Origin of the sequence: Nocardioides rotundus, from assembly GCF_019931675.1 — a bacterium.
GTDB lineage: Bacteria > Actinomycetota > Actinomycetes > Propionibacteriales > Nocardioidaceae > Nocardioides > Nocardioides rotundus.
In genome coordinates this window covers 4032284-4049306 of sequence record NZ_CP082922.1, presented here as the reverse complement: position 1 = coordinate 4049306, position 17023 = coordinate 4032284, and the positions used below count along the sequence as shown (strand labels likewise).

The following is a 17023-nucleotide window of genomic DNA, read 5'->3' as shown; positions in this document are numbered from 1 at the left end:
ATGCACCCTGAGCAGTCTGAGCCCAGCCCGTGGCTGAACCCACGGTTCAGATGGTTCGCCGCGGGAAACACGTTCAACAACATCGGCGACGGCGTCGAAGCGGCCCTGATTCCGTTGTTGATCTACGCCGAGACATCGTCCGTCACCTGGATGGGCATCGCCGCCGCCCTGACACCAGGAACCCTCCTGCTGGGCCCGGTGATGGGGTCGGTAGCCGACAAGTACGGCAGCGCTCGTCTTGTGGTCGGCGGGCTCGGTATGCAACTTGTCGCGGCGTCCCTTTTGGCTTGGATGGTCACCGCGGACAAGTTCCAGATCGGGCTGTTCTTCGCGCTAGCTGGGATCTTGCAGGTGGCAGGTTCGGTGTATCGCGTCGGTTGGATGTCGAGCGTTCCCGAATTGTTCCCAGGCAGCCCGGTGCGCGCCCGGGGCACCTTGTCCAGCCTCTTCGTTGCCACGACGATTGCGGGGCCGCTCGTTGTCGCCGCGCTGTTGCCTGTGGTGGGTTACGGGGGGCTGCTGTGGTTGAACTGCACCACCTATGTAGCCCCGGTGCTCGTGTATTTCGCGGGCGTGCGCCCTGCGCGTCGCCAAGGCGACGGCGGATCATCGCTGGCCATGGTGATCGACGGATTCAAGACGGGGTTTGTTGTGTTCTGGGGCCACCGGCAGTTTCGTTTGCTTACGTTGATCCTGCTGCCGTACGAGTTCGTCGGTTCGGCCGCGATGCCCACGCTTGCCGTCTACCACCTCAGGGACTCCCTGACGGTGCCGGCCGCCACGGTGGCAACCATCATCGCGGTTCTCAACGGAGCAGCGCTGATGGGATCACTTTGGGTTTCGGAGCGGCGGGTCTTCAATCCTGGTCGCGTCGTCGGAGTGGTGACGGTTGGCGCAGCGTTGGCGTTGTTCGGTGCGTCCATGTCGTCGGTCGTCATCGTGGTCGGATCCCTCACACTGCTGATGGCGTTAGACGGGGCTGCGGGTGCGACTCACTCGATGACCGTGGTCAAGTTCGTACCGCACGAGGTGTTTGGTCGCACCTCCGGCGTGGTCCGACTCATCCACGGCGTACCTGCTGTCACCGGTCCCTTGGTGATCGCCGCCGTGGTACCGGTGATCGGGACCGGTTATGCCTTTCTTGCTCTCGCCGGGATCGCGGTCGCCAGCGCGGTCGCCTTCTTTGCGGCGGGTGACCTTCTCGAACGCTCATCGAAGAATGGAGTTGTTAGCGGATGAAATCGATCGATCTCCAACTCGGGACAGATGAACACGAAGCGCCGATCACCAGTGTCGGCTTCAACTCTGAAGGGCGGCTGGCAACTGGGTCGTACGACGGATCCGTGCGCGTCTGGCCGAACGAGGCTGGTCAGGGCAGTGAGGCGAAAGTCTTCCGCCACCGCCGACTTGTGAACGCAGTCGCCTGGAATCCACAGTTCCCGAACCTGCTTGCGACAGGCTCCGCGGACAAAACGGTGGCTGTGTGGGACGTGGATTCCAAGGAACAACCGCTCCGCGGCGTCTTGTCGAGGCACACCGACGACGTGAACAGCGTGACGTGGATGCCGGATGGTCGGCGGCTCGTGTGCGTCTCCGAAGACGGTCACGTGACGATCTGGGATGCCACTCGCGCGGAGTTGCTGGGCAATCTGGGTGCGCACCGGTCGCACTGCATGGCCGCTGCCGCCAACTGCCGCGGTGACATCGCTAGCGTGGGTGAGGACGGTCTGGTTCGAGTCACTCGTGACCCCGCGTCCAGTCCTGGCGTTGGGGATGCATCGACCTCTCGTCAGTTCGAGGCCTCGATCGAGGGGTGTGCGTGGTCTGCTGACGGGGACTTGCTGGCGCTCGCGGCTGATGATGGAAGCTTGGAAGTGGTCTCCGGGCAGGACCTCTCCACGATCGAACGGCATGAAGTCTCCACGAGCGCTGTGCGCTCCGTGGCCTGGTCGCCCGACGGGAACGCACTCGTGGTGGGGACCTACGACGGCGGGGTGTATCACATTGACCGGGCTAGTGGGTCGAGTCAACGGCACGAAAACGACCGAGCCTGGCCGCGCTCGGTCGCACTTCACGGAGACACGGTGGCTGTCGGTAGTTTCTCGTCCCGACCGCACGTCTACTCGCGATCCTCCGGGGCAGGGATGAGCACCAGCGCTGGCCGTGGCGTCCGCGGTCCCAACGCTATGACCGTGGCTGGCGACAACCTCGTTGTGGGCACGGATTCGGGCGAGGTGATCTTCCTCGATCTGACCGACCTCGCACAGGTGCGCGTGGAGAAGATGGCTGACAGTCCGATCCTGGGGTTGTCTGCGGCCGGGGGCACCGTGGTGGGAACCACCTACTCGGGAAGGGCCTTCTCGGTAGCACCTGATGGCCGTCGGACGCTGTCGGCACATCTCGGCGCGCCACTCCCGTCGGTGGCAGTCGTCGAAGGCCGCGTGCTAGCGGGTAGTTACGGCGGCGAACTCATCGCTTTGGATCTCGACAATCTGGAACCACATTCTCGTACCGCCGTGCACGGCGGGTCGATCAAGTCGATCGCGCCCCTGCCCGACGGGCGCGTGGTGACCGCAGCCACCGATCACTCTGTGTCCATCATCGAGGGCGAGGGATCGTCGCGACGGGATCTGTGGCTGCACGGAAACCTGGTCAATTCGGTCGCCCAGTTGGACGGGAAGTTTGTCGCAAGTGCCTCGCGGGATCGCACGGTGCGCTTCGGTGCAATCCGAGAAGTTGAATCCGGAGTCCACCCGGTCGTCCTGCTCGGCCCGGACGAGTCGATAAAGTCCGTCTGCCTCGTTGGTACGTCGGAGAAGCCGGTCGTCGTCGCTGGGTCCTATGACTTCGGCGTCTACGCCTGGAGGATCGATACCGATACAAACAGTGCGGACCAACTGACAGATGGCACCTGCTTCGACCGCTTCGACCAAGCGATCTCGGTAGTAGTCCCGGTCGGTCCAATGGAGTTCGTCGTTGCCGGCTGGGATAGGCGCATCACCCGGTACGTACTGGGCTCCTCCGAGATGCCAGAGGTCCAGGCATCCACCAGGTTGGGATACGAGGTGTCGTGATGGCCCTGCGGGTAGAGGTTCGAGCTAGGGTGCCGTTTCGGCTGCATCCGTGCTCTCGCACGGAGGCCGAGGCCGAAATCGTGAGCTTCAACCATCTCCCGTCGGGGGCAGAGCACCTGGCGGTGGTGCTGGGGAGACCCACGAAAGGTTGTTTGGTGCGGATTCATTCGGAGTGCCTGACTGGGGATGTGTTTGGGTCGTCACGATGTGATTGTGGTGCCCAGTTGATGGAGTCGATCGAACGGATATCCGCGCGAGGAGGGGTTGTACTCTATATGCGGCAGGAGGGCAGGGGTATCGGCCTGTACAACAAACTTGATGCCTACCTGGCGCAGGATGCTGGAGCGGACACTTTCTCGGCCAATGAGCAGCTAGGATTTGGCGCTGATGAGCGGCAGTACGATGAGTGTGCGGAGATGTTGATCGCTCTAGGGCTCGACTCGGTGGAGCTGCTGACGAATAATCCGCGTAAGGTGGAGTCCCTGATCGCTGCAGGAATAGACGTGGAGAGTGTTCAGCACACGGGAGCACATGTCACGCCCGAGAACGCCGCCTACTTGCGCGAAAAGGCGCTGCTTGCGGGCCATAATATCTCGATAGATCGAGAGTCTGTGTGAGTTCAGACGAGCAAATTGATGCAGCGCACTTCTCCGAAGTGCTCCCGTTGACGTGGTCACTCGAGGCAGTTCCACTGGCGAAATTCACGGACTGCGTGAACTTGCTCTGTACCGGGAATGGTACGCCAGCTGAACGAATAGTGGCGGGATCGCTAGTGGCGTTGTTCGGTGACGAAAGGGCGCCAGCGATACCGACGCTGTGCCGAGTGCCAGGCGGCACGGTTCTCAGGGGCACGCCAGTAGAGGCGGTGGATCAGGTCGTCGCGGAATGGAGGCACGTCGGGGTAGAGCGATCGTGGATCCTCAAAGAAGCACCTCAGTCGCGGGTCGACGTGTCCGACTTCTGGCTGGGCACCTACCCGGTGACGAACGCTCAGTACGCCCAGTTCCTTTTCCACTCGGAGTCTTCCACCGAGCGGCCATCGTCGTGGCTCCTGGGGGCGTATCCTTGGGATCGATCAAACCACCCAGTGGCTGGCGTGAGGTGGGAAGACGCTCAAGCCTATTGCTCGTGGCTGAGCGAACAGGTCGAAGGTTTTCGTTTCCGACTCCCGACCGAAGCCGAGTGGGAATACGCAGCCCGTGGAGCAGATCGGCGGGAGTATCCCTGGGGGGATGACTTCGATCCCGCCGCCACAAACACCCGCGAATTCGGTCTGAACACCACGAGTCCGATCGGCTCCTTCCCGCGCGGGCGCTCGTGGTGTGGAGCATGGGACTTGGCGGGAAATGTGGAGGAGTTCACGTCCTCGCTCTACGCGCCATACGAGCGGGGGGAAGTTGTGGACGACGACCTGACGCAGATCCTCGGTCGGTATCCGATTACCCGTGGCGGGAGTTTCTCACGGTTTGGAGACCTCGCCCGGTGTGCTCGTCGCCATGGGCCCCACCCAGGCAAGCTGTACCCCTGCGGCTTCCGGGTGGCCGCCGATCGGGTCACGTGACGCTCGAAGCCGGAAACTAGCGATCAGCATCACCGGGCGCCGGTCACCATCCAGGCCGAGCCGCGCGAGCGGGTGACCAGCACGACCAGCCGCGCGCCCATGAAGACCACGGTCATGGCGACCCACACCCAGACGACGCTGTGGGTGAGCCACCCGGCGACCAGCGCGGCGGGGGCGTAGGCGAGCAGCACGAGCAGCCCGGTCCAGGCGAGGTAGCGCCCGTCGCCGGCGCCGATCAGCACGCCGTCGAGTACGAACACGATGCCCGCGACGGGCTGTCCGATCGCGGCGACGATCAGCACCGGCACCAGCAGGTCCTGCACGGCGGGGTCGGGGGTGAAGAGCGGCCCGAGGAACGGCGAGAGCGCCGCGAGCCCGAGTCCGGTGACGATCCCGCTGCGCCAGCCCCAGGTGATCATCCGGGCGGTGACCGCGCGCGTGCCGTCGACGTCGCCGGCGCCGAGGTAGCGCCCGGTGATGGCCTGCGCGGCGATCGCGATCGCGTCGAGCACGAACGCCAGGAAGCTCCACAGGGTCATCGCGAGCTGGTGGGTCGCCATGCCGACCCCGTCGTCGGAGCCGGAGGCGAGCACGACGGCGTAGGTGCCGATGAGCAGGCTGGCGCGCAGGGTGAGGGTGCGCACCAGGAGAGGTACGCCGGCCCGGCCGGACGCGCGGATGCCCGGCAGGTCCGGCCGCAGGGACGCGCCCTCGCGGCGGGCGGCGCGCACGACCACCCAGCCGAGGGCGAGCGCGGAGGCGACCTGCGCCACCACGGATCCGAGCGCGGCGCCGGCGATGCCGAGTGCGGGGACCGGGCCCGCGCCGTACACCAGGACGTAGTTGAGGACGATGTTGACCAGGTTGCCCGCCACCGCGACGACGAGCGGCGTGCGCGTGTCCTGCAGGCCGCGGAGCACCCCGGTCGCGGCGAGCATGATCAGCAGCGGGGTGGTGCCGAGGAACGCGACGCGGAGGTAGTCCTCGGCGAAGCCGGAGACGGCGGGGCCGGTGCCGAAGAGGGCGACGAGCGGGGTGGTGAGGAGTACGCCGGCCACGGTGGCGACGGTGCCGATGAGGATCGCCAGCCAGATCCCGTCGATGCCCTGGGCCAGGGCGCGGCGCAGCTGGCCGGCGCCGAGGTGGCGGGCGACCGCGGCGGTGGTGCCGTAGGCGAGGAAGATGCACAGCCCCACCACGGTCTGCAGGATCGCCGCGGCGATGCCGAGGCCGGCGAGCTCGCGGGTGCCGAGGTGGCCGACGATCGCGGCGTCGGCGAGGAGGAAGAGCGGCTCGGCGACCAGCGCGAGGAACGCGGGGACCGCGAGGCGGACGATCTCGCGGTCCTGGGCGCGCGCGGTCGGGGTCGGCACCGGGCCGAATCTACCCCGGACGGCGTAAGGGGTGAGGGAGGGTCTCACCAGTTACCGCACGCGCGGTGCGGCAGCGGTGGATAACCTGTTGAAATCCCCCACGGGGGTACCCCGGGATGCGGTATGTCGACAAACCCGCACGGTCGTCCAGATGACGGGAAGGTGAACTGGTTCACCTCGCAATTTTTCTGTTCTCCACAGGTGTGGATCGATGTTTTCGCAGGTCAGAGGCATATCGTGCGTGCAACTCGTTGTTCGTCCACAGCGGTTGTCCACTGGTGGACCACAATCGGCTGCCACTCCTCCACGGACTCCACCGTTTCTCCACAACCCCCTGTGGACAAGGTGCTACCTCCGGCCGGTGACCGGCGCGTAGGTTCGCGCGAGTGTCTCGGTCGGACGTGCGGGTCCGGCAGCGCTGACCCCCTCGTCAGCGGCGCCCCGGCGGAAGTGTCGGCGGCGGGTTCTAGCGTGCGCCGGGACAGCGACAGTGAGGACCGCCGGGAGGCGGCTGAGACCCCAGGGGGCGCCGCGCGTGAGCATCACCGAGAACGATCGCGACCTGCCCGAGGGCCCGTCCGACGGCTGGGGCGACGGCCCGATGCCGTGGGAGCCGGGCGACGCGCCGGGCGGCGGCAGCGGTGGGGACCGGACGCCGCCGCAGGACATGGCGGCCGAGCAGTGCGTGCTGGGCTCGATGATGATCAGCAAGGACGCGATCGCCGAGGTCGCGGAGGTGCTGCGCGGGCTGGACTTCTACCGGCCCAGCCACGAGCTGATCTACGACGCGATGATCGACCTGTGGGGTCGCTCGGAGCCGGTGGACGCGATCACGGTCGGCGGTGAGCTGCAGCGCAAGGGCCTGCTGCCGAAGATCGGCGGGGCGCCGTACCTCCACACCCTGATCGCGAACGTGCCGACGGCCGCCAACGCGGGGTGGTATGCCGAGATCGTTCGGGAGAAGGCGATCCTGCGGCGGCTGGTCGAGGCGGGCACCCGGATCGTGCAGATCGGGTACGCCGGCGAGGGCCAGGTCGACGACGTGGTCGACGAGGCGCAGGCGGAGATCTACAACGTCACCGAGAAGCGCCAGGCGGAGGACTACGCGCCGCTGAGCGACATCATGGGCTCGGTGCTCGACGAGATCGAGGCGATCTCGAACCGGGATGCGGGGCTGTACGGCGTCCCCACCGGCTTCGCCGACCTCGACGAGCTGACCAACGGCCTGCACGCCGGCCAGATGATCATCGTCGCCGCGCGCCCCGCGATGGGGAAGGCACTGGCGCTGGACACGCCGCTGCCCACGCCGACCGGCTGGACGACGATGGGCGAGATCCGGGTAGGCGACGAGCTGTACGACGCCTCCGGGCGGCCCACCCGCGTCGTCGCTGCGACCGAGGTGCTGCTGGACCGTCCGTGCTATGAGGTGCACTTCTCCGACGGTTCGGTGATCACCGCGGATGCGCAGCACCAGTGGCGACTCGCCTCCTCGTCCGCAACGTGTGGGGAAGCGGTCGTCATGGGGGCCGGACGTCCACACGTTGTCACGACTGCTGAGCTGGCTGCCGCCGGCGACGTGTGTGCGATCGAGATGCCGGGCGGCTCGCTGGTGAAGGTCAGTGAGGTCCGCCCGGTCGCGTCCGTGCCGGTGCGGTGCGTGCAGGTGGACAACGAGGACCACCTCTACCTGGCCGGACCGACCGGGATCCCCACGCACAACTCGACCCTGGCGCTGGACCTGTGCCGAGCGGCCTCGATCCACAACAACCTGTCGAGTGTGTTCTTCAGCCTGGAGATGACGCGGGCGGAGATCACCATGCGGTTGCTGAGCGCTGAGGCGAAGGTGCCGCTCAACCACATCCGCAACGGCCAGATGAACGACGACGACTGGCAGAAGCTGGCGCGGAAGATGGGCGAGGTCTCCAGTGCGCCGATGTTCATCGACGACAGTCCGAACATGACGATGATGGAGATCCGGGCTAAGGCGCGGCGGCTCAAGCAGCGGCACGACCTGCGGCTGATCGTCATCGACTACATGCAGCTGATGACGTCGGGGAAGAAGGTGGAGTCCCGCCAGCTGGAGGTCTCGGAGTTCTCCCGGCAGATCAAGCTGTTGGCCAAGGAGCTCGAGGTCCCGGTGATCGCGCTGTCCCAGCTGAACCGTGGTGCCGAGCAGCGCACGGACAAGCGGCCGATGATGAGTGACCTTCGTGAGTCCGGCTGCCTGAGTGCGGACACCCGGCTGATGCGGGCCGACACGAACGCCGAGATCACCTTGGGCGAGCTGATGGAGTCGGGTGCGCGGGACATCCCGGTGTGGTCGCTGGACGACCGGCTCAAGCTGGTGCCGCGCACGCTCACCCACGCCTTCCCTAGCGGGGTGAAGCAGACCTACGAGCTCACTCTCGCCTCCGGCCGGCGGATCCAGGCGACGGGGAACCACAAGTTCCTGACCTACGACGGCTGGATGCCGCTGTCGGAGCTGACTCCCGGCTCGCGGATCGGATCGCTGCGACACGCCCCTGCCCCGCTCCAGCCGGTTGCGCGGGATGAGGACGAGATCGTGGCGCTGGCCGAGTCCGGTCCCGAGCTGGACGCCCTGCCGGGCTGGGTGTTCGGACTGCCGAAGGAGCAGGTGGGCCTGTTCCTGCGACACATCTGGGCGACCGAGGGTTCGATCGGGTACGACGAGAAGAGGCATCTCGGTCGCGTCTACTACGCCTCGAACAGTCGTCGCCTTGTGGACGATCTTTCGCGCCTGCTTCTCCGCTTCAACGTCTTCACTCGGATCAAGCGCGTTCGCAAGCAGGGCTATCGAGATGGCTGGCACCTGCACGTGTACGGCGCCGAGAACCAGTTGAGGTTCTGCGAGGAGGTGGGAGTTCACGGTGCCCGTGGCGTGAAGGCGGAACGGCTGGCCGACCTGCTGCGCGACGTGAAGGGCAACCCCAACCTGGACACGGTGCCGCGCGAGGTGTGGGGCCGGCTCCGCGAGGTGCTCGCCGAGCACCGTCCGACGCCTGAGCTCGCGGCGGTCGGAGCATCCTCGCCGGTCGAGCTTGTCGAGACCCAGCAAACGCCGAGCCGGCAGCGCCTAGCGAAGGTCGCGGACGTCCTCGGCTCCGCCGACCTGGAGGTCCTGGCCACCAACGACGTCTACTGGGACGCCATCGCAGCGATCGAGCCGCTGGGGGAGGTGCCGGTGTACGACGCCACCGTCATGGGCACCCACAACTTCGTGGTCAACGGCATCGCAGCCCACAACTCCCTGGAGCAGGACGCCGACATGGTGATCCTGCTCCACCGTGACGACGTCTACGAGAAGGAGTCCACGCGGCCGGGAGAGGCCGATCTGATCGTGGCGAAGCACCGGAACGGGCCCACGCGAGACCTGGTCGTCGCGTTCCAGGGGCACTACTCGCGGTTCGTGGACATGGCGCACTGATGAATCAGATCTGTTGTCGAGATGCAGCGAAGATTGATGTCGAGATGCAGCCAAAACGAGTCGATCGAACTTTCGGCTCAAGAACACTGAATCGGTAGAGTTTGGACTGGTGGCGACGCGAGCGGCCGTGCCGTGATTGAGCTCCACTGGGGCCGCCAACGTCGAACGCGTCTCCCCGCGCAGGCCACTCCCGCGCTAGCCGGGACACTAGTCCGGCAGGACGATGAAGGCTTCCTCTACGTGGTCGACCGGAAGAAGGAGATGATCATCTCCGGCGGCGAGAACGTCTACTGCGCCGAGGTGGAGAACGTGCTGACTCGCCACCCTGGCGTCGGGGAGGTCGCGGTCGTGGGGCACATCGCACGAGAGGTGGGGCGAGACGCCCGGTCGCCATCGTTGTCCCCACCGATCCAACGTCACCGGTCGCCATGGCCGATCTCGACGAGTGGAGCCGACCGCGACTTGCCGCCAACAAGCGACCGACCCAGCTGCTCGTGCTTGACGCCCTGCCGCGCAACGCCTCCGGCAAAGGTGCTCAATCCCGTTCTGCGCCGACAGGTCAGGCAGGACGGAGGGGCGCGCACTGGGACTCCTGCTCGAGCCTCCGCGTGCTGGCCCCGCAGCGAGTAGTGGCTGCGCAGCGCTCCCCGCGCGTGCCGCCTGCTCCGGGCCGCCTGCGCTCGCTGGGGTGGAAGACGACGCCCGAGTGTCGGATGAGCCGGGTGCAGCGCTGGCTCAGCCGTGACGCTCCTCGACCACCGAGACGAGCGTCTCGCGCAGCGCTGTCAGCGCCTCTGGTTGCTTGCGATCTCTCATGTGTGCCAACCGAAGGGTCCTATGCAGCCCGGGATTCACCGGCCGTGCGACGAATTCTCCGGATTCCAGCTCGCTTGTGCAGGCGCTCTCGGGCAGGATCGCGCAGTAGCCGTTTCGGCGGATCATCTCGGCCATGAGAGAGACGCTGTCGAATCGAAAGGTGGGATCCAAGCTGACGCCGCCGTCGTAGAAGTAGCGCTCGAGAATGGCGCGGGTGCCGAACGGTGCGGCTGGGAGCATGAGTTTGAGTCGTGATAGGTCGGACCGCTCAATCACGGGCGACGCGAGATCTGGGTCGTCGCCGCGTCCGATCACCATGAGGCTCTCGTCGAACAGCTTCACTGTCGAGATCTTGGGGGAGTTCGCCTGGAGGAGCACGACCGCTGTGTCCACGACTCCGGTCGTGAGCATCTCGTAGACCTGCCCGCTGGAGGCCTCGAAGACAGTGACGTGGATCTGGGGGTATTTCTTGTTGAATCGCACCAGGACGTCGGGAACGTACGTCGTCGAGAACGGCCGCGAAACTGCGAGGGACACCCGGTCACGGGCGCCGAGCTTGGAGGTGCTGACCTCGTCGAGGGCAGTGCCCATCAGTTCCAGGACTTCTGAGGCGTACTGGAGCAGCACGTGTCCGGTGGCGGTGGGCTCGACCCCGTGTCCGCGTCGTTCGAGCAGTTTGGTGCCGAGGTCGTTCTCGAGTTGTCGGATCTGTCGGCTCAGCGCTGATTGGGCGATGTCCAGTGCCGCCTCGGCGGCCGTGAAGCTCCCGCTCCGCGCGACATGGACGAAGTACAGCAGTCGGCGCGAGTCGATCACGCGGGATGCCGCAATTGCTGCGACCTCGCTCGGTTGTCTCGCGTTCGGCTTGTTCTTCGCCATCTCGGCATCCTCCCATGCGGTCAGCCGCCCCGATCCACTAGCAGCCGCGCCATAGGGGCTCGCGTCGCTGCGCGAACGCGGTCGCCCCCTCGACGGCGTCTCGGGAGCTGAAGATCCGGTTGGCGATCGGCGATTGGTGCGCCCAGCCGTCCTCAAGGCCCCAGTCGACCGCTCGTGCCAAGATCTCCTTGGAGGCCTGTAACGCCAATGGTGCATTGTCCGAGATCCTGGACGCCAGTTCGACGGCCGAGGCCAGCGATTCTCCCGGCTCCGTCACGCGATTGATCAGCCCGATCTCGTGGAGACGTTGTGCCGTCAGAGGATCCCCCGTCAGGACGATCTCGCTCGCAACGTGCCACGGGATTCGTTGGGGGAGCCGCAACAGCCCGCCTGCTGCCGCGACGAGGCCCCGCTGCACCTCCGGCAGACCTAATCGCGCGTCGCGTGCGGCGACCACTAGGTCACACGCCAGGACCATCTCCATCCCACCGGCAAGGGCGAAGCCCTCAACGGCCGCGACGACGGGCTTGCGGGGTGGTCGTTGCGTGAACCCGGCGAAGCCCCGGCCCTCCAGAAACGGCAGCGTCCCTGCGGCGAATGCCTTCAGATCCATGCCGGCGCTGAATCCCGTCCCTGCGCCAGTCAGCACTGCGGTACGAAGCCCAGCGTCGCTATCGAGACGGTCGAATGCATCGGCGAGCGCGAACGCAACGTCCATGTCGACGGCGTTGCGGGCCTCGGGTCGGTTGAGGGTGATGAGCAGGACGCGCTCGTCGCTCACGGCCGGTTCGACATGCACTTTGTTCACTGGTCTGCCGCCCTTCTCGCCCGCGGCGATCCTGCGGGGCCGGGAGTTCGCCCGCACCTCGCTGCCGCCGCTGCCGCGGGAAATCTTGAGAGTTCTGGTCGGAGCACTGGACGTGGCCTGCGTCACAGGCTACGGTCTGTTGCAATACCTGTTATAGCAAAGCGAGAAAACAGGCAGGTACCGCGCCCGATCGCGGAGGTCTAGGGCGACACCGCCGAGGTGCCTCACGCGGGGTGACTCGGAGAGTCAACGAACGGAGGACTGATGGCGAAGCTGTACACGGACGTCGACAAGTTCGAGTCCCACGAAGGCCCGGTGGTGGTCGAGGCGTTCCACTCAGGGGTCAAGGACCTGGTTCGGTCTGCACTCGACAAGGCGGGAGTCTCCTGGAAGGAGTTCGTCTTCGCCAAGGAGTTCGAGTTCATCACGCCTGAGGCGATCGCCGCCATCGAGAAGTCCGTCGTCGACAGCGGCTACCGCTACCAGACGTCCGCGGTCATCTCCTACGTGGAACGACCCGACGCCTATACCCCGATCGCGGGCGCGGACGCCACCTCCGACAGCTTCTCCTTCGAGCACCCCGAGGCCGTTACCGGTGAACCCGAGGACGGTCGCGTCCAGTGTGGGCAGGGCGACAATGTCGCCGCATACCCCGCGAACGTTATCGGCACTGCTCGCTATTACCGATCGATCGATGACGTGATGACTGGTCTGCGCGAGGGCGTTCCGGAGAACACAGTTGCGATCATCGACGACTCGGGCGGGACTCTCACAGCTCCGATCATCGAGCAGTTCAAGGCGATCGTTTGCGCGGGCGGAACGGTGCGTTCGCACCTGGGCATCCTTACCAGGGAGTACGGCATCCCGTGCGTCATGAACTCGAAGATCTCCGGGATCGTGAACGGCGACACCGTGGAGGTGGGCGTCTCGGGCCGTGCAAAGACGACCGAGGCCTACCAGGAAGGGCGCGAGATGACAGTGCCCGTGTGGAAGCACAGCGACCAGTCCTGACCGCCCACCGATCCGAGAACGAGGAGTCAACCATGAGTGCCACCAAGCTGACCTACGGAGATCTGCTCCAGGCCAACAACATCATGAAGTGCCAAGGCGAGGAGACGATGTTCCTCGGCATCACCCGCACGGTCCAGGAGTCGAAGTTCTTCCCGGTCTCCGCCTACGTGATGCTCGGGTATCTCAACGCCTTCTACCGATACCCGACCCTGCTCCGCAAGGTCGAGGCGGCGATGCCTCCCGAGGAGATCGCTGACCGGATCCGCAACACCAACTCCAAGCTCAAGAGCATGGGCACGAACTGGTGCATGCCGAACTTCTATCTGCTCGGCCGCGAAATGCTCGTCAACATGGGCGTGATCCGGCCGCAGGATGCAGCCGAGGACGTGGCCTACGTCCTCGATTTCTGGCGCCGCTACCAGCTCGCCTGGCGTCGCGAGTCAGGGCACCTGACCAACCTCGAGGGTGGTCATAGTTCGCAGGTCCTGCCCGAACGGCAGACCCAGGTCATGCACGCGGACATGTTCGACTGCGCGGAAGGCGACGATCTGCATGAGGCTGCGATCAACTTCACGGCGGCCGTCAGCCAGTACGCCGTTCTGATCGCGTGCGAGAGCCGCGTCTGTATGACCAACCATGGTCCGTACAACCTGGGCGACAACCGCGAGCTGCTGGTGCGCGAGTTCTTCGACCTCGGCCAGGGCGACCTGCCATGGCTCGACGACATCGCAGACGAGCTCCCTTTCAGCCGGCTGACCTTGGCGACGGCAGTGAAGGACACACACTTCTACATCGTCGACGACTGGGGCAGCTATGAATCCCAGCCGGAGTACAAGGCCGAGAACATGGTCGGCGTCGGCCTCTACACCTCCGATGACCTTTCCGAGACCCACATGCCTGTCGGTATGGGGTCGAAGCAGCAGTTGACGGAAACCCTGAACGAGTACGCGGAGAAGCTGAAGCACGTCACCACGAAGTTGTGGGAACGCTTCGCCGGCTACCACCGGGAGCAGTTGATGGATGCGGGAGCGCTCACCTACTTCGCGATCATCCGCGACTTCGCTCATGTGGCCGGTGTGTACGAACACGAGGACTGGTTCACGATCGACGAGCGCGCCGACCGGTTCCGTCCGCTGCTGAACGACGAGTACGGCAACGAGGTGCTCGGCGCTCTGTTCGTGCCGTTGTCGCTCAACAGCCACCAAGTCAGCGAGTACCAGATGATGCGCCACACGGAGAAGCTGCCCAAGCGAACGTACACGCCTCTGCCCTACACCCTGCTGCGGGCCGAGGACGACGACTACGTTGCCTCAGCCGGATCCGAACTGTCTCCCGGGGTGACCTACCTACCGGAGAAGGTCGATCGGTACTGGACGACGCAAGGGGTCATGACTGCTGCCGAGCTCAACGAGGCCACTCGAGCCTTCACCCCCCGCCTATCCGCCGATGACCTTCGCTACCTCGATGACTCCTGGGTTAAGTACAACTACGACTCGCCCTTGGCAGAGGCCCTGTACGAGGTCGATCAGAGGCACTCACGCCTCTTGGCCGGCAAGGGGGCAGGACTCCGCCGGGACGACATCGAGCGACTCCGGTCGTAGCCACACCAGCGAACAAGATTCCCATTAGCCGTCCATTAGCCGCGCGCGAGCGCGGCGAGCTGCGAAGGAGTTCAGATGAGAGCCGACGAGCACCTGGTCTTGCACGGGCTTGCGGTGAAGAAGCACGCCACTGCCGAGGAGGTCGCCGACGTCATCGGTGAGGAGCCGGCGCGCGTCGCGGAGGTCTTGACGGCAAACGTCGCCACCGGGCGGGTCGTGGACCTGAACGGGAAGTTCACTCTTCAGCCCGGGGCGCGGATGATCGTCAAGGGTGAGTACTCGCGCCATTTCGCGGGGCTGCGGACGAACGACGCCTTCGAGACGGCGTATGAGCGCTTCGAGAAGGTGAACGACGACGTCAAGGCGGTCATCACGGCGTGGCAGGTGCGCGAGCTTCCCTCGGGTGAAGCGGTGAGCAACGACCACGCCGACCCCGCGTACGACGAGAAGATCATCGACAGGCTCGGTGCCATCCACGAGCGGTTCGAGCCGACGCTGAAGCAGATGTGTGCCGAGGTGCCACGCCTTGAGCGGTACGCCGAAAAGTTGGATTCCGCCCTGGAGAAGGCTGAGCAGGGCGAGTCGCAGTGGGTCAGCGACGTGACGATCCCGAGCTATCACACGGTGTGGTTCGAGTTGCACGAGGACCTGCTGTGCATGCTGGGGAGGGAGCGCGTTGAGTAGTTCCGGTGTCTCCTCATCCGTGTACACGAGGTGGCTGTCGTCCGGTGACGAGCTCCCCGATCGTCAGCTCGTGGGTGGGAAGGCATGGTCCTTGGCCAGAATGACCTCGCTCGGACTGCCCGTGCCACCCGCCTTCGTGGTCACCACCGACGGGTTCCGTCACTTCCACGAGACCGGAGGCGTCAGCGCCACGCTGCGAGACGAGGTGCTCGCTGGTGTCGCGCGGCTAGAGGAAGAGTCGGGACGTCGGTTCGGCTCGGGCCCGAACCCGCTGCTGATCTCGGTACGCTCCGGTGCCGCCATCTCGATGCCGGGCATGATGGACACGGTCCTCAACCTCGGCATGACCGATGAGGTTGAGGCCGCGCTTGCTGCGGAGAGCGGCGACGACGCCTTTGCCCGGGATACCCATCATCGATTCCTGGACCTGTTCACCGATGTGGTACTTAACCGCGACCCGCGTGACCACCCGGGGGACAGCCCGGCGGCAGTGCGGGCGAGCGTGAATCGAGCGGTCCCGGACGTGGGCTGGGATCCGGAAAGCCAGCTGATGGCGTCGGTCGAGGCGGTGTTCCGGTCGTGGAATTCCCGGCGTGCTCTGCGGTATCGGGCACACCAAGGGATCCCCGACGATCTAGGCACAGCGGTCACCGTCCAGGCCATGGTGTTCGGGAACCTCGGCGAAGACTCGGGCACTGGCGTGCTGTTCTCCCGTAACCCGCTGGATGGCACCAACGAGGTGTTCGGCGAGTACTTGCGACGAGCTCAAGGAGAGGACGTCGTCTCCGGCCGGGTCACACCCCAGCGACTGAGCGACCTCGAAGATCAGGATCCCGAGCTTCACTCCCAGCTCCTGCAAGCCGCACGTGACCTCGAGCATGCCAACCGCGAGATCCAGGACGTGGAGTTCACCGTTCAGGGCGGGCGACTCTTCCTGCTGCAATCACGGACCGCGAAGCTGGCTCCCGAAGCTGCGCTGCAGACCTCGATCGACATGGTCGCCGAGGGGCTGTTGACCAAGCGGGAAGCGCTGCGTCGGCTGAGCCCCGGGCAGGCGCAGTCCCTCGTCGCTCCCCGCCTGGACGCGAACGCTCCGGCGGGCGAACCGCTGGCAACTGGGGAGTCGGCCTGTGCGGGGGTGGGGACCGGGACGGTCGTCGACGACCCCGATCGCGCGGTCGCCCTGGCAGCGGAGGGGAAGCGGGTCGTCCTCGCCCGTCCGACCACCAGCCCCGAGGACCTACCGGGAATGCTCGCTGCGACGGCCGTCGTCACAGACGAAGGTGGCAGCACCTCTCATGCCGCTGTGGTGAGCCGTGCGCTCGGACTTCCCTGCATCGTCGGCGCAGGTCGAGGGGCTCTCGCAGATCACGTGGGTACTGATGTCACCGTCGACGCTGCCAGCGGCGCGGTCTATGCCGGCACGCTTCCCGTGTTCGTTCCGAAAGAGGACGACTCGCCCGGACTCCGAACTGTCATCGCCTGGGCCCGCGAGCACTCGCCTATCGATGTCACGCCCGATGCTGACGGGTTGAACGATGGCGATCTGGTTGACCTGTCCGAGTTGTCGGGCGGGAGCGACCCGGAGCGTGTTGCCGACCTTATCGCAGGCCTGTCCGGGGTCACCGCGATCTGCGGCGGCGCGAGCGCCTCTCCTGATGCTGTCGCAGCCGCCATCGACGCAGGTGTGCGACGGATCGTGACGGATCCAGTGCTCCCCGCACTGCTTGCGGCTGTGCAGCACGGCCCCGCAACAGATTGACCTCTCAAT

12 protein-coding genes and 1 pseudogene are annotated in these 17023 nt (G+C 65.7%); 10 read left to right on the top strand and 3 right to left on the bottom strand.

The genetic code is table 11. From position 1 onward, the window contains the following. The 4 genes from K8W59_RS19890 to K8W59_RS20455 are packed head-to-tail and all read left to right on the top strand — an operon-like array spanning window position 1 to window position 4635. Window positions 1-1239 (top strand): MFS transporter, encoded by a 1239-nt coding sequence (locus K8W59_RS19890; RefSeq protein WP_223396704.1) that lies wholly within the window; start codon window positions 1-3, stop codon window positions 1237-1239. After that, entirely contained in the window at window positions 1236-3074 is a 1839-nt protein-coding gene (locus tag K8W59_RS19885) for a WD40 repeat domain-containing protein (RefSeq protein ID WP_223396703.1), read from the top strand. The genes K8W59_RS19890 and K8W59_RS19885 overlap by 4 nt, the downstream gene beginning before the upstream one ends. After that, on the top strand, window positions 3074-3691 hold the full coding sequence (locus K8W59_RS19880; RefSeq protein ID WP_263283269.1) for a GTP cyclohydrolase II: 618 nt from the start codon (window positions 3074-3076) through the stop codon (window positions 3689-3691). The genes K8W59_RS19885 and K8W59_RS19880 overlap by 1 nt, the downstream gene beginning before the upstream one ends. Then, window positions 3688-4635 (top strand): formylglycine-generating enzyme family protein, encoded by a 948-nt coding sequence (locus tag K8W59_RS20455; protein WP_397195932.1) that lies wholly within the window; start codon window positions 3688-3690, stop codon window positions 4633-4635. The genes K8W59_RS19880 and K8W59_RS20455 overlap by 4 nt, the downstream gene beginning before the upstream one ends. Before the next feature lie 29 nt (window positions 4636-4664). On the opposite strand, the gene K8W59_RS19870 is transcribed toward K8W59_RS20455, so the two are convergent. Continuing rightward, a complete protein-coding gene (locus tag K8W59_RS19870) occupies window positions 4665-6008 on the bottom strand; it encodes an MATE family efflux transporter (protein WP_223396702.1) in 1344 nt (447 codons plus the stop codon). 535 nt (window positions 6009-6543) lie between these two features. Between K8W59_RS19870 and dnaB the strand changes: the two genes are divergently transcribed. Beyond that, window positions 6544-9453 carry a replicative DNA helicase gene (gene dnaB / locus K8W59_RS19865; protein ID WP_397195931.1) on the top strand — a complete coding sequence of 970 codons (2910 nt, stop codon included), beginning with the start codon at window positions 6544-6546 and terminating at the stop codon, window positions 9451-9453. Between the two features lie 290 nt (window positions 9454-9743). Further along, window positions 9744-9971 (top strand): annotated as a pseudogene (locus tag K8W59_RS20450) (hypothetical protein); the annotation flags it as partial. Between the two features lie 217 nt (window positions 9972-10188). Here the strand turns inward: K8W59_RS20450 and K8W59_RS19855 are convergent. Beyond that, the gene (locus K8W59_RS19855) at window positions 10189-11148 is read right to left on the bottom strand and encodes a LysR family transcriptional regulator (protein WP_223396701.1); all 960 of its coding nucleotides are present in this window, start codon (window positions 11146-11148) and stop codon (window positions 10189-10191) included. A gap of 37 nt (window positions 11149-11185) precedes the next feature. Then, window positions 11186-12082: a crotonase/enoyl-CoA hydratase family protein gene (locus K8W59_RS19850; RefSeq protein ID WP_223396700.1), complete on the bottom strand. Its 897-nt coding sequence runs from the start codon at window positions 12080-12082 to the stop codon at window positions 11186-11188. A 138-nt stretch (window positions 12083-12220) separates the two neighbouring features. Here K8W59_RS19850 and K8W59_RS19845 point away from each other — a divergent pair, with 138 nt between their 5' ends. The 4 genes from K8W59_RS19845 to K8W59_RS19830 all read left to right on the top strand — a co-directional run bounded on the left by K8W59_RS19845 (window position 12221) and on the right by K8W59_RS19830 (window position 17014). After that, window positions 12221-12967 (top strand): PEP-utilizing enzyme, encoded by a 747-nt coding sequence (locus K8W59_RS19845; protein ID WP_223396699.1) that lies wholly within the window; start codon window positions 12221-12223, stop codon window positions 12965-12967. Window positions 12968-12999: 32 nt separating this feature from the next. After that, complete coding sequence (locus tag K8W59_RS19840) at window positions 13000-14568, top strand: hypothetical protein (RefSeq protein ID WP_223396698.1); 1569 nt, start codon at window positions 13000-13002, stop codon at window positions 14566-14568. A 75-nt stretch (window positions 14569-14643) separates the two neighbouring features. Then, entirely contained in the window at window positions 14644-15252 is a 609-nt protein-coding gene (locus K8W59_RS19835) for a hypothetical protein (RefSeq protein WP_223396697.1), read from the top strand. Window positions 15253-15271: 19 nt separating this feature from the next. Further along, on the top strand, window positions 15272-17014 hold the full coding sequence (locus K8W59_RS19830; protein ID WP_223399974.1) for a pyruvate, phosphate dikinase: 1743 nt from the start codon (window positions 15272-15274) through the stop codon (window positions 17012-17014). The last annotated feature ends 9 nt before the right edge of the window (window positions 17015-17023 follow it).

Bases quoted from the DNA above. Each gene is read 5' to 3' on its own strand.
- K8W59_RS19845 (WP_223396699.1), top strand. From the start codon at position 12,221: ATGGCGAAGCTGTACACGGACGTCGACAAGTTCGAGTCCCACGAAGGC.
- K8W59_RS19835 (WP_223396697.1), top strand. From the start codon at position 14,644: ATGAGAGCCGACGAGCACCTGGTCTTGCACGGGCTTGCGGTGAAGAAG.
- K8W59_RS19880 (WP_263283269.1), top strand. From the start codon at position 3,074: ATGGCCCTGCGGGTAGAGGTTCGAGCTAGGGTGCCGTTTCGGCTGCAT.
- K8W59_RS19890 (WP_223396704.1), top strand. From the start codon at position 1: ATGCACCCTGAGCAGTCTGAGCCCAGCCCGTGGCTGAACCCACGGTTC.
- K8W59_RS19855 (WP_223396701.1), bottom strand. From the start codon at position 11,148: ATGGCGAAGAACAAGCCGAACGCGAGACAACCGAGCGAGGTCGCAGCA.
- K8W59_RS19885 (WP_223396703.1), top strand. From the start codon at position 1,236: ATGAAATCGATCGATCTCCAACTCGGGACAGATGAACACGAAGCGCCG.
- K8W59_RS19840 (WP_223396698.1), top strand. From the start codon at position 13,000: ATGAGTGCCACCAAGCTGACCTACGGAGATCTGCTCCAGGCCAACAAC.